We start from the raw sequence: 15,910 nt of genomic DNA, 5'->3' as shown, positions 1-15,910 counted from the left end.
TTTCCACTATAAAATTGATATGGCCCCCTCTTGGGTAACTGTGGCTACGCGTGCTATAATTAATGCCTATCCTTATTCCAAAATAGAAAGGTCAGACTTTTATGATAAAACTCAGCATTCTTGACCAATCTCCGGTATCGGAAGGCATGACGCATGCGCAGGCATTACAAAAGACCGCTGAGCTTGCTATAGAGGCGGAACGCTTGGGTTATCATCGCTTTTGGGTATCAGAGCATCATTCTGCCGCAAATCTTGCAGGGTCCAGTCCGGAGGTACTGATTTCACATCTGGCCGCCCGGACTTCAACCATTCGAGTGGGGTCGGGTGGTGTGATGCTGCCTCATTACAGCGCTTATAAAGTAGCGGAAAACTTTCGTGTGCTGGAGGGGTTGTATCCGGGACGCATTGATCTGGGTCTGGGACGAGCGCCTGGAGGAATGCCCATTGCTACCAGAGCACTGCAAGAAGGCAAAATGCGAGGTGGCGTAGATCTATACCCTGAGCAGTTGGATGACCTGTTAGCTTATTTACATGACAGCACAGGCAATGATCACCGTTTCGGTTCGCTACAGGCGATGCCGCTCATAGAAACTGTACCGGAAATGTGGTTGCTCGGCTCCAGCGGTGATAGCGCAGGTCTGGCAGCCGAGCGTGGCGTGGGCTTTGCGTTTGCGCAGTTCATTAATGGTGAAGGCGGCACAGGGGCTATGAAGGAATACCAGGAAAGCTTCCAGCCTTCCCAGCATAGTGACCAACCGCGTTCGCTTGTTGCCGTATTTGCGATCTGTGCGGACACCGAAGAGGAGGCGAATCGGTTGGCTTCCAGTATGGACTTGTCTCTTGTACTATTAGAGCAGGGAATGCGCTCCGCTGGAACACCTTCCGTCGAAAAGGCACTGGCGTATCCGTATACGCCGTTTGACCGGATGCGTATTCGTGAGAATCGCAAACGTATGGTGGTCGGTTCGCCCGAACAGGTGAAGCGTCAGATTGAGCAATTAAGTAAGGACTATAATGCACAGGAGATCATGGTTGCGAGCATTATTCACGACTTTGATGCCAAAATGAAATCTATACGTCTCATGGCTGAAGCATTTGGACTGTCTTCTGTATAGTCATAATGCGATTCGCCGGATTTAAAAGATCACAGCTTCGAGGAGCTGTGATCTTTTTTTGAATTTTTTGAGAGAATATTGGATGATATGCACTGTATGATATAGGAAATAAACCAGTTAACACTTGATAATGATTATCAATATCTTTATTATATAAAGATAGAATGAAGTTTTGATGAAAGTCGTGCGTTAAGCCCGTGACTATATATATTGGATAAGGGAAAGGGATGATTCCAAATGTTTCGTCTGAAAACGGCAAATCTGGATATTGCTTATGAAGATCGATTGATTGTAGAAGATCTGAACGTAGAAATACCGCAAGGGAAAATCACAGCCTTGGTGGGCGCAAATGGTTCTGGCAAGTCCACCATTCTGAAGACGATGGCTCGCATCATGAATCCTAAGGGCGGCAGTGTTCTGCTTGACGGTAAATCCATTCATAAGCAATCCACCCGGGAAGTAGCTAAACAGCTGGCTATTTTGCCACAAAATCCGACTGCACCGGAAGGATTAACCGTGACGGAACTGGTATCTTACGGACGTTTTCCCTATCAAAAAGGCTTTGGCTCCATGAAAGCGGAAGATCGCAAAATGGTAGAGTGGGCCATTCAAGTAACGGGAATGAGTGAGTTCCACGATCGTCCGATTGATCAGCTTTCTGGCGGTCAGCGTCAGCGTGCTTGGATTGCTATGGCGCTTGCGCAGGATACGGATATTTTGTTTCTGGATGAGCCGACGACATTTTTAGATATGGCGCATCAACTGGAAGTGCTGCATTTGCTAGAGTATCTGAATACTTCGGCGGAGCGCACCATTGTTATGGTCGTACATGATTTGAACCATGCGGCCCGGTATGCTCAGCATATGATTGCGATCAAAAAAGGGAAGGCCGAGGCGGTAGGAACTCCAACTGAGGTTATGTCTCCTGATGTGCTGCGCGAGGTGTTCGGGATTGAGGCGGATATTGTAACAGATCCTCGTACGGGTGTACCGCTCTGTCTTCCATATGCTTTGGCTGGACAGCCAGCGGTAAGCCAAGCAGTAAAGGAAATGAATGTGGAAGAGAAGCAACCCGTGGGTTCTGTTGCCGAGCGACGTGATGCCAGACCACAAGTAGCGGCAAGAGGTTAAAGGGGACATACCATGAGACCACTGGATTACAATCAGCTTGAGCAATTAGCGAAAATAGTGAGAGTCACGCCGGAGGATGCAGTATATTCCGGCCCAGTGGCGGAATGGCTTGAACCAGAGAAGCTCCGCTCTGTAATGGAGTACTATAGCGATCTTCTGCGTGCTGAAGACGATTTGACCGCAGCTGTTTATTTTGTGAACCAGTTGCGTGGCCTCGTGTTTGCGCAGCATTTTATGGTGTCTCTGTGTGAACGCCGTCTGGACCTGTCCGTTTCCAATCTCAGATTTCATATTTGTTATGAAGGTCAATATCCCTCTATTAGCCTCCAGGTCATCGACCTAACAGAGCTGGACAATACGCGGAACAATGGGGATGACCATTCTTCCGGACAGGCTCAGCAAGCGTTACGTGACTTTTACAGTTTGCAGATGCGGCCCATATTGGAGGCAATAGCTGCAGTGGGGAGCGCATCTATTGGGCAAATGTGGGGACAGTTTCCGTTGACATTGCTGTATTTTAAGGATAGAGTACAGCCATCGTTGACTGATCCTCAGGATGTGGAGCGCTTTGAACAAGATTATATGTATGTGACACGTGAGCTGGAGGGAGAGGTATTCGGGCGTAAAAGAAATCCGTTTACGGTTCGTCTCATTGAATTAGACAATCCTTACCGCCCCGGTGAAAATACCTACATGAAACCGTCCTGTTGCCAATATTACAAGACAGGTGGAGGCCAGCGGTATTGTTATGCTTGCCCAAAAATGTCCGCTTCCGAACGCGAAGAACGCAGACTCGAAGTGATGGCATCACGGTAAAGTCACTGTGGATGTTGGCATGTCCGTCACGTTTTGGTTAAAATAGGTTATGTAACCTAAACCAAGCGACACGAAGGAGGATGCTGTATGTCTGTCTATTCACATAATGCCGTAACACCAGCGAATCAGGAGGTTTCTCTGGATACTTACACCGGTAAGGTGCTGGTTATTGCGAATACCGCCAGTAAATGTGGACTTACCCCGCAATATGGGGATTTGCAAAAGCTTTATGACGAATATAAGGATCGGGGATTAGTTGTATTAGGATTTCCTTGCAACCAATTTGGCGGTCAGGAGCCGGGCAGCAGCGAGGAAGCGGCTGAATTTTGCCAATTGAATTATGGGGTTAGTTTCCCGATATTCGCCAAAGTGGACGTCAACGGACCGGATACAGCGCCTCTGTTTGAATATTTAAAAAAGCAACAACCTGGAGAACAGGAAGATGGGACAATTCAGTGGAATTTCACGAAATTCATTGTGAATCGTGAAGGTGTACCTGTGGGTCGTTTTGAACCGAAGGAGTCACCAGAAGCGATGAAAGCAGCTATTGAGCAATTGCTATAGTAGCTTCGCTTTAATTCCAACGTATATGTTTAAAAAGGGTCTGATTTCCGGAATGTCTCCGGGAAACGGACCTTTTTTGTTCTCTACATATGCATTTGTCTAAGGTGTGTTGCATCATGTGAAGGTCGATTCCAAGGGCATAATCAGGAGGCTTACAGGGAAAACTGGATGGAGCAAAGAAACATTTCAGCAAACGACTGAACTCGTATATCCTTTCTTTTTTAAATGTGGACAAATTGTGAATATCTTAAAAAGCTATTGTAATGTGAAAAATATCACACTATAATAAGCACATGAAGTGAAATAAATCACAAACACTAACGAGCTGTTTACGTGAAACTATTCACAATTATTATACATTTTATGCCCACACACCAAGGAGGAATTTAACATGAAAGTAGCAGTTATCGGATGTACACACGCAGGCACGGCAGCTATCGTCAACACAGCTAAATGTTATCCAGATGCCGAAATTACCGTTTATGAGCGTAATGATAATATTTCATTCTTATCTTGTGGTATTGCTCTGTACGTAGGTGGTGTCGTCAAAGATCCGCACGGACTGTTTTATTCGTCTCCAGATCAACTGGCTGACTTGGGTGTAGAGACCAAGATGCTTCATGAGGTAACGAGTGTGGATACGGCAGGCAAGACGCTGCATGCACGTAATCTCCAAACAGGTGAAGAATTTACAGACACATTTGATAAATTAATTGTGACCACAGGATCATGGCCTATTATTCCGAAGCTGGAAGGCATTGAACTTGATCATATTTTGCTCTGTAAAAACTATAATCATTCGAATGATATCATTGAGAAAGCCCAGCATGTACAGAACATTACAGTTGTCGGAGCTGGATACATTGGTGTTGAACTGGTAGAAGCTTTCCAAATGAACGGTAAAAATGTAACACTGATCGACAGTGCTGATCGTATATTGAATAAGTATTTGGACCATGAGTATACAGACCGGATTGAAAGTTCCCTGAAGGAGCATGGCATTAAGCTGGTACTTGGCGAGACGGTGAGTCGTTTTGAGGGTACGAACGGTAAGGTAAGTAAAGTCGTGACCTCTAAAGGAGAATATGAAACAGAGCTTGTTATTCTCTGCATCGGTTTCCGACCTCAAACGGATCTGCTCAAAGGTCAGGTAGATATGTTGCCTAACGGTGCGATCATTGTGGATAACTATATGCAAAGTAGCTGCCCGGACGTGTTTGCAGCAGGTGACAGCTGTGCAATCCGCTATAATCCGACAGGCAAAACGGCTTATATCCCTTTGGCAACCAACGCAGTTCGTATGGGTACGCTGGTAGCACGTAATCTGGTACAACCAACCATTGCCTACATGGGAACCCAAGGAACTTCGGGTATCAAAATTTACGAAGACAATATTGCAGGAACAGGCATGACGGAAGCGGCGGCAACGGACGAAGGCATGACTGTAGAAGCTGTAACCATTGAAGACAGCTACCGGCCTGAATTTATGCCAACCTCCGAAAAGGTATTACTGAAAGTGGTATATGAGCAGGAGACACGGAGAATTTTGGGGGCACAAATTATGTCGAAGGTGGATTTGACGCAATCCATTAACACGCTATCCGTAGCCATTCAAAATCATATGACTATTGACCAGTTGGCCTTTGTCGATTTCTTCTTCCAGCCGCATTATAACAAGCCTTGGAATTTCCTGAACGCAGCAGGTTTACAAGCATTGCCTACAATATCCGAACGGAACCCAGTTACTGTATAATTCGGTTTGTCTGTGACATTGTTCATAAGTTTGTCAACAATCTGAGACGTATGGACGAATCCTTATAGTACAATATAGAGTAGCATAAGGATTAGGGGGTAAGTAGCTTATGGATTTGTTTTATATCCTTTTTCTTGTAGTCGTAGCGCTGGTAGGCCTCGGTGGAGTTATTTGGTTCTTGAGAGCAGTTGAAAAGGAAGAATACAACTAAATGCAAAGCGCGTAGTAGCGCAGTAGATGTAATAATACAGAAAAGACAGTCCTTTTTCCAAGGGCTGTTTTTTTAATGCTTGATAAAGTGATTTTTTTCACAAACATAATCACTGATTTTAAATAAAATATGAAAGAAGAACATTTTAGTGAAAAGATATTAAAGGAGCGGGGACATATGGCGAGCTATAAACCGGGGCAAATTGCCGAAAAGACGGTGGAAACAGGAGTGGCCAAGGCGAACAACCCGTGGACTGTGGCGGTGGTACTGGGATTTTTGGCAGGTGCATTTATTGCACTCGGGTTTTTGCTGGATATACGTGTTATTGCAAGTGCGCCTAAAGAATGGGGGAGCATTGCCACCTTTATTGGAGCTGCGGTGTTCCCTGTAGGTCTGGTATTAGTTTTGATCGCCGGCGGAGAATTGCTGACCGGCAATATGATGGCGGTCCCTTTGGCGAGATGGGCAGGACGGATTAAGACAGGGGCCATGCTTCGTAATTTGGCGATTATTACGCTCAGTAATTTTGCGGGTGCGTTATTCGTTGCATTTTTCTTTGGCCATGTGCTGGGTTTGACAGAAACGGGCCCTTACCTGGACAAAGTGGTGGATATGGCAGGACATAAGCTACATGAAAGCTTTTTGCAGTCTTTTATATCGGGTATAGGATGTAACTGGCTCGTAGCACTGGCTGTATGGCTGGCTTATAGCACAGACTCAATTGGCGGCAAAATTATGGGGATTTGGTTCCCGACCATGGCCTTTGTCGCTATTGGATTTCAGCACGTTGTTGCCAATATGTTTCTCATTCCGGCGGCTATTTTTGCAGGCCACTTTTCATGGGCAGATTATGTTATGAACTTCATTCCGGTCTGGCTGGGGAATTTGGTAGGAGGTAGCCTGTTTGTGGCTGGAGCCTACTGGTTGGCCTATTTAAAAAAGCCTCAAGCCAACGCACATCCAGTGAATGAATCTCCAACCACTTCTTCGGTTGCACATCAAATCCGTTGAGTGATCCTGCTTAATTACGGCACTTTAAACAGCAATAAACAAAGCAAATCCGCCATGACAGGCCCGGGGGAACGAAACCTGTCATGGCGGATTTTTTTGGGAGTGGTCCATGATTTGGCATGGAGGATGAGTGTGCTCTCGTCCCATAATGCCTTGATCTCTTTTACCCTCGGTAAGATATGATGAAACAGGATGTCGAAAAAAATTATGATTCTTAAAAAAATCCGTTTTGCTCTATGCAGCAGACGGATTTTTTTAATATTTTGGAGAGCGGCTGTGTGGGAAAATCCTTCTCTTGCCATAGGCCAAAGCTGTGGATATGATAAGATCAGTGTAATTTTTGGAAACGGTAACGGAAAGGAGCATCAACACTATGGATCATCGCAATAGCGCGCCTCCTGAGGCCACGCTTCAACAAGACTTACAGAGGGGACAGCGGATGACGGAGCAGCAGGACGGTATTTTTCCGGCTGTATGCCCGTTAGATTGCCCGGATACGTGTGGGCTCCTGCTTCACAAGGAAAATGGAAAGATAGTCAAGGTCACTGGGAACCCGGATCATCCTATTACCAAAGGCGCTATTTGTAACAAAGTTCGCAATATGACGGAGCGGGTATATGATCCTGATCGGGTGCTCTATCCGTTGAAACGTATAGGCCCCAAAGGAGAAGGGAAGTTTGAACGAATTAGCTGGGAGGAAGCGGTCGATACCATTACAGGTCGATTCAAGGAGCTGATACGTACGGACGGATCGGAATCTATTCTCCCCTACAGCTTTTATGGCAATATGGGCGTATTGAGTGTGGATGGAATGGATCGCCGATTTTTTAATGCGCTGGGTTCAAGCCAACTGGATCAGACGATTTGCAGCGTGGCTGGGAATGAAGGCTGGGCATCCGTTATGGGCTTTAAGGGCGGCACCAGCCCGGAGGACACGGAGGATGCAGACCTCATTATTGTGTGGGGTGGAAATGTCATTAGCACCAACATGCATCAGGTCGTTTTGGCTGAGAAGGCACGTAAAAAGGGTGCTAAGGTGGTCGTTATTGACGTTCATCGCAACCGGACGGCGCAATGGGCGGATTGGTTCATTCCGTTATATCCGGGGACGGATACGGCGCTCGCGCTGGGTGTTATGAATGTGCTGTTCGCTCAGGGACTGACGGACGACGAATTTTTACATCGCTACACGGTAGGCCATGAGGAACTGCGCGAGCATGTTAAGACATATACACCAGAGCGAGTTTCGCGGATTACCGGCGTGCCGGAAGCAGATATTATCCGTTTAGCGGAAATGTACGGAACTGCGCGAGCAGCGTATATCAATATAGGTAATGGGCTTCAGCATCATGATAATGGCGGTATGAACGTACGTGCGGTTACATGCTTGCCTGCGCTCACTGGACAATGGCTAAAGCACGGCGGGGGAGCGTCACGCTCTAATGGCGCTTATGGCAAATTTAACGGCGCCAATCTGGCGCGTCCTGATCTGCGACAGAACCCGGATGCCCGGGTGATCAACATGAACCGGATCGGAGAAGCGCTGCTACAGAAGGAACAGCCGATTAAGGCGTTATTTGTATACTGCAGTAACCCGGTAGTTGTAGCTCCCGATTCGGAACGGGTGACTGAAGGATTTGAACGAGAGGATTTGTTCACAGTCGTACATGACCTGTTTCTTACGGATACGGCCCGTTATGCCGATATTGTGCTGCCTGCAGCGTCTTCCTTTGAGGGTACAGACCTATATAAATCCTACTGGCATCACTATGTCCAGATGCAGGAACCCGTCATTGCTCCACTCGGGGAAAGCAAAAGCAATTATGAGCTGTTTAGCCTGCTCGGACGGGCTATGGGCTTTGACGAAGCTGCCTTTACGGAAAGTGAAGCGGACATGATCGCAGGCGCGCTGGATAATCCAACGAACCCTTATCTCAACGGTGTAACCTTGGAAGCCTTAAAGAAGTCACCTTTTGTAAAGCTCGATATGTCGCCAAAGGCCACTTATTTGGATCGTCTAACCACGCCTTCAGGCAAGATTGAGCTATATTCGGAAAAAATGAAACAAGCAGGTCTGCCCGCGATGCCTTCATATGTGCCGCTGATTGAGGGGTATGATGGAGAGCATCGACCGCAAGCGGACGAGCGGTTTCCATTAATGTTTATTTCACCGCCAAACCATAATTTTCTGAATTCTACTTTCGCTAACTTACCCAAGCATCAGCGGCTGGAGCGGGAGCCCTTGCTACAAATTCACCCGGAGGATGCTCAGACAAGAGGCATCGCGGATGGTGAACCGGTTACCGTATGGAATGATCGGGGGACGTATGAGCTGAAAGCCAAAGTCACCGATCTGATGCTGCCAGGTACAGTGATTAGCCAGGGATTATGGTGGGAAGGCAAAGGACGCAGACAGCGTGCCAATGTGTTAACCTCTGATCGGCTGTCGGATATGGGACAGGGGGCTACTTTCTTCTCAACGGTGGTGAATGTGAAGCCCCAATGAGATAATGCCATTTATGGCGTCAGATGCAAAAGGAGAAACAAAAGATATGAAATGGTTGGAGTCTTATCCGAAAGAAGTGAAAGTGTTTCTCGTTGCTAGCCTGATTAATTCTGCTGGAAGTTCCCTGATGTGGCCGTTGGTTAGCATGTATGTGTTTGACGAACTGAACCGTAGTATGGGAGATGCAGGGATTGCGATTTTAGTGCAGTCTCTGGGCGGAATTTTTGGTCAAGTGCTGGGCGGAGCCCTCTATCATCGTATTGGAGCCAAAAAATTGATTGTTGGCTCACTGGCGATGAACGCGCTGGGACTTCTCACGCTTCCATTTACCAGTGGTCATTGGGTAGCGTTTGTCATCATGATGGGCTTTATCGGCTTTTTTAATGTCGTATCTGTGCCTGCGATTCAGGCCTTTGTAGGTTTTCGTTTCGCTGACCGTCGTGGAGAGCTGTTTAATATTATTTATGTCGCTAACAATATTGGGGTTGCAGTGGGTACGGGATTGAGTGGCGTTCTGGCTGACCTTTCCTATCAGCTCAGCTTTGTGATGAACGGGGTGACTTCTGCGGTATTTGCCGGGTTCTTCTGGTCTTATCTAAGCAGGGTAGATCGAGAAGAGGGAGAAGTACAGCTCAGCAAGTCCGTGAAGAAAAGAGAGGAAATACCAGCTCGTTTGCTGTTTCGTGATACCAGATTGTATCTCTTTGTGGGGGTAGGCTCGCTTTTTTTATGGTTCGGCAATTCGATCTGGAATACAGGAGTGTCTCCCCATATTATTGAGCAGGGCTTGCCTAAAACGATGTATGGGTTACTATGGACGCTGAATGGTATCCTTATTTTTGCCGCACAACCCATTATTTTTTGGATAAAACGACTGTACGCTCATCACGCTTCAGCGCAAATGACATGGGCCGGAGGATTTTATTTGGCGGCTTATATTGTCATGCTGGGCACACAGAACTATACTGGAATGATATTCGCTATGGTTCTGGCGACCCTGGGAGAAATGCTGATTGCACCTGCGGTTCCAGCATTCCTGTCTGATCATGGAGGTCGGGGTGCACCCTTTTACATTGGGCTTGTGGGGGGGATTGGCGCAGCCGGACGGGTAATGGGGCCTTATATTATGGGGAAGTTGTATGATGGCGGTGGGTTACCGCCTACACTTTGGCTGGCATCAGGCGTAGCGGTGTTGTCGATCCTGTTTTTCGTCCTGCATAGCTGGTTGAACCGTTTCCGGCATCATTCGGATACTTTGGATACTACGACACCCAAGGTAGATGCTCCCAGTTCTTAAGTCCTAATAAAAGTGCAGTAATATGCTGTAATTATGGTACAATAAGTGACGAATGGTTGTAGTTATTGCTTCAGGAAAGCCTTCACAGGAAGGATTGAAAGGAATTGTTTACAAGTCAACCCTTGACAATACGTCATTCGGAGATGAAGGATGCTCCTGATCTGATTGCGCTGGATGAATTGGTATGGAATGAACGCACGGCTCCCGCTTCGCTGTCCTGGAAGTCGCGCGGAGAGTTTCTGCGCAATACGCCTCCAGGCTCTCAACTGGTCGCCATCGAACAGGAAGTACTCTGCGGGTATATTGGATTTCGTTCTCCAACGCTGTTGGCTAGTAATTGTCATGTACTCGAAATAAATATAGCTGTACATCCAGCTTATCATCGTAAAGGTATTGGGACGGCGCTCATGAACTCCATGAAGGACATTGCAGCTGCCGAGGGCATACGCAAGTTGAGTTTGCGTGTACTCTCATGCAACACGGAAGCCCTTATGTTTTATGAAAAAAGCGGTTTTGCGATTGAAGGACGTTTGCATGAGGAGTTTTACATAGCAGGCCAATTTGTGGATGATGTGTTAATGGCCTATTTCTTAAAATAGGCGGAAGGCTACAGACAGTAATATTCGGTTTTATGCCCGGCCTAAACAAACAACGCCGCAGACCTGATCAGGTCTGCGGCGTTGTTGTACATCAATATTACCGAAGTTGCTTCCATTCATTTTGGAGCATACCATACACTGCGTGGTTCATGTAGCCGTCGGGCAGCAATTCCGCTTCGCGTACAATGCCTTCGAGCACAAAGCCCAAACGTTCTGGAATACCGCGGCTGCGGCGGTTCGTAGTTGCGCAACGGATTTCGACCCGATGCAAGTCCAGCTCCATCAAAGCATATTCAACGAATACGCGGCAGGCGCTGGTCATAAGACCTTGTCCTTCGTACCCGTGTCCAAGCCAGTATCCGATGCTAACGGAGCGGTGAGTCCAATTGATCTCATGGTAGCTAATGATGCCAGCAAGCTCGTTGTCTATCCAAATTCCGGCGGTCAGACTACCGTTCTCTGCGGCTTGTTTCAAGGCGCCCTGCACGAACTGCTCTGTGTGGCTGATTTCCGTGGTAGAGTCTACCCATGGAAGCCATTGACGCAGGCGGTCACGGGACATTTCGATCAGCTCAAACAGAGGCTGCACATGCTCCTTGGTGAGCGGCCGAAGGACTGTGCGTTCGTCCAACGCATATGTAAACATGATTGATCCCCTCTTTCACTCGGAAAATCGCTAAACCAGCCAGTCTAGCATTTAATCCCATGCTACCTTATTCTGCGAGAGTCGTCAAAAGGGAGAGGAGGCTTCAAATTCTATAGGTCCCACCCGGAACCGTTCATGCTCGTATACATATTTCAGATCCAAATCCCCTACAAATTCGCTTGGGGATACACTGCCAGATACAGTGGCTTGCAGAGGAAGTTGTTCGGCATCATACATTACGACAGAGCTAAAATCGAGATGCTTTGTAAATTGGGCTGGATCATCGTAAAATACTGATGCTTTAGGGTCCATCGTATGTGTAGCACCGTCAATCGTAACAGCAATATGGACCTGGCGGTTGTGATCACGTAGCTCCACTGAGCTGTGTACGCGCTGGGACACAGCATCTGCTGCCGATTCGACCGCATATTCTTCCATCGTGCGTGCGTTAACAATATGCAACTCCTGCAATTCGACACCCGTTCCCGAGGCACGCGTGAGGATTACGACGGCTTCACGGACACCATCCCCGTTCACATCCCTGTAATATAATTGTGGTGCGGTGGAGATATCTGCCGAGCCCGACCATCGGAATGTGCGGCGTTGCTGACCGATTTCCAGTACAGCCGAATGGAATAATCCCTGTGACGGATTAACAACATATAAGCGGACAGATGAGTCTTCTGGAGCGCTGGCTAGCGGACGAGATTGTACGGTTTCGTTCACCGGGTCCGGTGAAGGATGACCGGAAGTCATGACGGAAGAGGACAAAAGCATAGACAGCAGGATCACAATGAGCAGCTTAAACACGGGTGGGTCTCCTTTTCCGGGCAAAATAAAAGATATATACACTATAACGAATTTATTTGCCGAAAATGTTAACTCTTTTTCATAACTTGTCACTTTTTTTGCTGAAGCGAGCATAAGGATTTTCATTTTATTGAGTTATGCGGTGTGAAAGGGTATATTTAAGGGAACAGGTTTTACACAGATTATACGGAAGAAAGGTTGATTAGCGTGGAGAAGCCGATCACTCCCCCCAATTTTATTAAAAATGTTATTGAAGAGGATTTACGTACGGGTAAGGTAAAGGAGGTTGTTACACGATTTCCGCCTGAACCTAACGGATATTTGCATATTGGACATGCCAAAGCTATCTGGATCAATTTCTCGCTGGGAGATGAATTCGGAGGACGCACCAATCTGCGTTTTGACGACACCAATCCGGCGAAGGAAGACACGGAATACGTGAACTCCATCCAGGAGGACGTGAAGTGGCTCGGTTATGAATGGGAGGAAAAACATTTTGCCTCCAATTATTTCGAAGAAATGTACAAGCGTGCCATCCTGCTGATCCAAAAGGGTAAAGCCTACGTGGATGACCAAAGCGCGGACCAAATCCGCGAAACTCGTGGCACACTGACCGAACCGGGGCAAAATAGCCCTTATCGGGATCGAAGTGTTGAAGACAATCTGAAGCTGTTTGAAGAGATGCGTGCAGGCAAATACCAAAATGGTGAAAAGGTGCTGCGTGCCAAAATTGATATGGCTTCAGGAAACATTAATTTACGTGATCCGGTTATTTACCGCATTTCACACACAGCACATCACAATACAGGCGACACATGGTGCATCTATCCAATGTACTCCTATGCTCATCCGCTGGAAGATGCGATTGAGGGAGTAACGCACTCGCTCTGTTCGCTGGAGTTCGAAGATCAGCGCCCGCTGTACGATTGGGTTGTAGCTGAATGCGAGATGGAAAAGGTACCGCATCAATACGAATTTGGACGGCTGAACCTGGCTCAAACCGTAACCAGCAAACGTAAGCTCAAGCTTCTGGTGGATGAAAAGCATGTAGATGGTTGGGATGATCCGCGTATGCCGACGATATCCGGTTTACGTCGTCGCGGCTATACGCCTGAGGCCATCCGCAGCTTCGTATATGAGACAGGCATTTCCAAAGCCTACGGAGTCATTGATTTGCAGGTGCTGGAGCATTTTGTACGTGAGGATTTGAAGCTTAAGGCACCCCGCACCATGGCAGTCATAGATCCGTTGAAGGTGGTTATCACAAACTATCCTGAAGGACAAGTTGAAATGCTAGAGGCGGAAAACAATACTGAAAACCCTGAACTTGGTACACGCCAAATTCCATTTTCCCGTGAAATTTATATCGAGCGTGAGGACTTCATGGAAAATCCGCCGAGCAAATACTTCCGTTTGTTCCCTGGTAATGAAGTGCGTCTCAAACATGCTTACTTCATTAAATGCAACGATGTGATTAAGGATGCGGACGGAAATGTAACGGAGATTCACTGTACCTATGATGTAGAAACCAAGAGCGGATCAGGCTTTACAGGACGTAAAGTGAAAGGCACGATCCACTGGGTGGAGGCTACTCAGGCTGTACCTGCCGAATTCCGTTTGTATGAGCCTTTGATTAACGCAGAGGACACGGAAGAGATTGAAGAGGATGCATCGGAAAAAACATTCCTTGACCAATTGAATCCGAACTCTTTGGAAATTGCTCATGGCTATGTCGAGCCGAACATGAAAGAAGCTCAATCGCAGGACAAGTTCCAATTTTTCCGTCATGGTTATTTCAGTGTCGATCCGAAGCTTTCCAAGCCGGGTGAGCCTGTATTTAACCGTGTTGTATCGTTGAAAAGCTCTTTCCAATTGCCTAAGCAATAGGTTGTTGGAAAGTGTGGGACAGATGGTAGCTTCGTGCGACCAAGTTGAAAAGGAGTCTGCCGACGGCAGACTCCTTTATTTTACGCATGCACACTCTTTATACATGATCATTGACTTGACGATACTCTATTGTCTTTGCTAACAAGCCAGAAGGGAAGAGGGGATAGCTCATTCCTTTAGTGTTGTTAAGGGGCTTCTTCTATTCGTTTGTGCCCGCTGGCAGTCCTGGCTGATAACCGTTCTTGTACAGCATATACCACATGATAGCGAATCCCACAGAGCCAAGTAGGGCGAAAAAGACCCCTGCATGGTACATCATTTCTCCGCCAAAGTTCTGGAATAGCCAACCTCCCGCAAAACCTGCTACGATACCGGATATACCACTCCAGGTCAAAGTATATACGGCCTGTCCGGATGATCGGTAAGCTGCAGGGGTGAACAGGACGGTCAATTGGGTGCCTACATAGAAGTATCCACCGAAGGTGACGCAATGAAGAGCCTGAATGAACACAATCTGAATCGGGTCTGTGGCCAGAGCCATCAGTTCCCAACGTAAGGCAAACAGCAAACTGACGAGTGCCAAACAGCCGACCATCACAGTCATTTTTTTCTTCAAGAAGCGATCAAACAGCAAAAAGACAATAATTTCGAATACCGATGACATAAAAACGGCAAAACCAAGCATCTGTTTGGACCCGCCCAGCTCGGTGATGTACAGGGACATAAAGGCGCTGTTGATCGAATTCGGGATGGATACAAGGATGCCCAATAAAATAAAGGATATAAAGTATCCGTTCATTAAAACGCTGCCAAAGCCACGCAAATGAATAGTTGCTGTCTCCACAGTGCTTTTCAGTGGTGGAATCGACAAGGTGCAGATCAATGCAGCCAGAAGAAGTACCGTAAAGATGGTGGATATGCTGGATATCCCCGTTTGGTCAATAACTATGCCAGCAACTGCTGCTGTCACAGCCCAACCGAAGGAGCCCCATATACGGAATGAACCAAATTTCCGGTCTGTGCCCTCAATATAGCTGAGAATTAGGCTGTTGCTTTGCGCAAATAAAGGGCTTTGGAAAAAATAAAAACCAATCATCGCCACATAAATCATGATATACGTATGGACATGAAATAAAGCTTGTAGCAATAACAAGGTACCTATAATCATAAATAGTAGAATACGTCGGAGGTTACGGCTCCGGTCGCTTGTATAGCCCCAAAAAGGGTTCGCGAATACGGATACAAAAGGTCCGATAGCCATCAGACTCCCGATCTCCAGCTTGTCCATGCCGATATCTTGCAGATACAACGGGAAGAAGCTGGAGAAAATGACCATAGCTCCATATAGAAAAAAATTATACAGTTTTAAGGAATATAGAGGAGTCTCTTGAATTTCTCTCTTTTGCAAGACAAGCCATTCCTTTCTTAGCCCGATAGAGAATTGCGCATCGATGCCGATCTGTGGGAGGTTCTTTATTCCAATGTATCATGTGTTGAAAGGGTTAACAAACCAATAAATTAACAATTATGTAATAATTATTAGAAGATACTAATTTGATATTGG

Annotated in this window: 12 protein-coding genes and 1 pseudogene; 10 read left to right on the top strand and 3 right to left on the bottom strand. The window is 46.8% G+C overall.

Annotated elements, in window-relative coordinates; all coding sequences use genetic code 11:
* Positions 1-101: 101 nt before the first annotated feature.
* The 9 genes from MKX30_RS17660 to MKX30_RS17620 all read left to right on the top strand — a co-directional run bounded on the left by MKX30_RS17660 (position 102) and on the right by MKX30_RS17620 (position 11,003).
* On the top strand, positions 102-1,115 hold the full coding sequence (locus MKX30_RS17660) for an LLM class flavin-dependent oxidoreductase (protein ID WP_028540726.1): 1,014 nt from the start codon (positions 102-104) through the stop codon (positions 1,113-1,115).
* A 237-nt stretch (positions 1,116-1,352) separates the two neighbouring features.
* The gene (locus tag MKX30_RS17655; RefSeq protein WP_023990751.1) at positions 1,353-2,246 is read left to right on the top strand and encodes an ABC transporter ATP-binding protein; all 894 of its coding nucleotides are present in this window, start codon (positions 1,353-1,355) and stop codon (positions 2,244-2,246) included.
* 12 nt (positions 2,247-2,258) lie between these two features.
* Positions 2,259-3,062, top strand: coding sequence for a hypothetical protein (locus MKX30_RS17650; protein WP_028540725.1), 804 nt, complete (start codon positions 2,259-2,261; stop codon positions 3,060-3,062).
* Positions 3,063-3,149: 87 nt separating this feature from the next.
* A complete protein-coding gene (locus tag MKX30_RS17645; protein WP_023990749.1) occupies positions 3,150-3,626 on the top strand; it encodes a glutathione peroxidase in 477 nt (158 codons plus the stop codon).
* Positions 3,627-4,017: 391 nt separating this feature from the next.
* Positions 4,018-5,379 carry an FAD-dependent oxidoreductase gene (locus tag MKX30_RS17640; protein WP_013312369.1) on the top strand — a complete coding sequence of 454 codons (1,362 nt, stop codon included), beginning with the start codon at positions 4,018-4,020 and terminating at the stop codon, positions 5,377-5,379.
* A 388-nt stretch (positions 5,380-5,767) separates the two neighbouring features.
* Complete coding sequence (locus tag MKX30_RS17635; RefSeq protein WP_023990747.1) at positions 5,768-6,601, top strand: formate/nitrite transporter family protein; 834 nt, start codon at positions 5,768-5,770, stop codon at positions 6,599-6,601.
* A 373-nt stretch (positions 6,602-6,974) separates the two neighbouring features.
* The gene (locus MKX30_RS17630) at positions 6,975-9,107 is read left to right on the top strand and encodes a molybdopterin-containing oxidoreductase family protein (protein ID WP_076295256.1); all 2,133 of its coding nucleotides are present in this window, start codon (positions 6,975-6,977) and stop codon (positions 9,105-9,107) included.
* A 46-nt stretch (positions 9,108-9,153) separates the two neighbouring features.
* Entirely contained in the window at positions 9,154-10,404 is a 1,251-nt protein-coding gene (locus MKX30_RS17625) for an MFS transporter (protein ID WP_341063157.1), read from the top strand.
* A gap of 104 nt (positions 10,405-10,508) precedes the next feature.
* Entirely contained in the window at positions 10,509-11,003 is a 495-nt protein-coding gene (locus MKX30_RS17620) for a GNAT family N-acetyltransferase (protein WP_023990744.1), read from the top strand.
* 97 nt (positions 11,004-11,100) lie between these two features.
* Here MKX30_RS17620 and MKX30_RS17615 read toward each other — a convergent pair whose 3' ends face one another.
* Entirely contained in the window at positions 11,101-11,649 is a 549-nt protein-coding gene (locus tag MKX30_RS17615; protein WP_028540721.1) for a GNAT family N-acetyltransferase, read from the bottom strand.
* An 84-nt stretch (positions 11,650-11,733) separates the two neighbouring features.
* A complete protein-coding gene (locus tag MKX30_RS17610; protein WP_338532923.1) occupies positions 11,734-12,459 on the bottom strand; it encodes a copper amine oxidase in 726 nt (241 codons plus the stop codon).
* Between the two features lie 207 nt (positions 12,460-12,666).
* Between MKX30_RS17610 and MKX30_RS17605 the strand changes: the two genes are divergently transcribed.
* The gene (locus tag MKX30_RS17605; RefSeq protein WP_028540719.1) at positions 12,667-14,346 is read left to right on the top strand and encodes a glutamine--tRNA ligase/YqeY domain fusion protein; all 1,680 of its coding nucleotides are present in this window, start codon (positions 12,667-12,669) and stop codon (positions 14,344-14,346) included.
* A 185-nt stretch (positions 14,347-14,531) separates the two neighbouring features.
* Here the strand turns inward: MKX30_RS17605 and MKX30_RS17600 are convergent.
* A pseudogene (locus tag MKX30_RS17600) lies at positions 14,532-15,754 on the bottom strand (MFS transporter).
* Positions 15,755-15,910 lie beyond the last annotated feature (156 nt).

The organism is Paenibacillus sp. FSL P2-0173 (genome assembly GCF_038008045.1).
GTDB classification, from domain to species: domain Bacteria; phylum Bacillota; class Bacilli; order Paenibacillales; family Paenibacillaceae; genus Paenibacillus; species Paenibacillus polymyxa_B.
The sequence above is the reverse complement of the archived record's forward strand: the minus strand, read 5'-3'. Positions and strand labels throughout refer to the sequence as shown.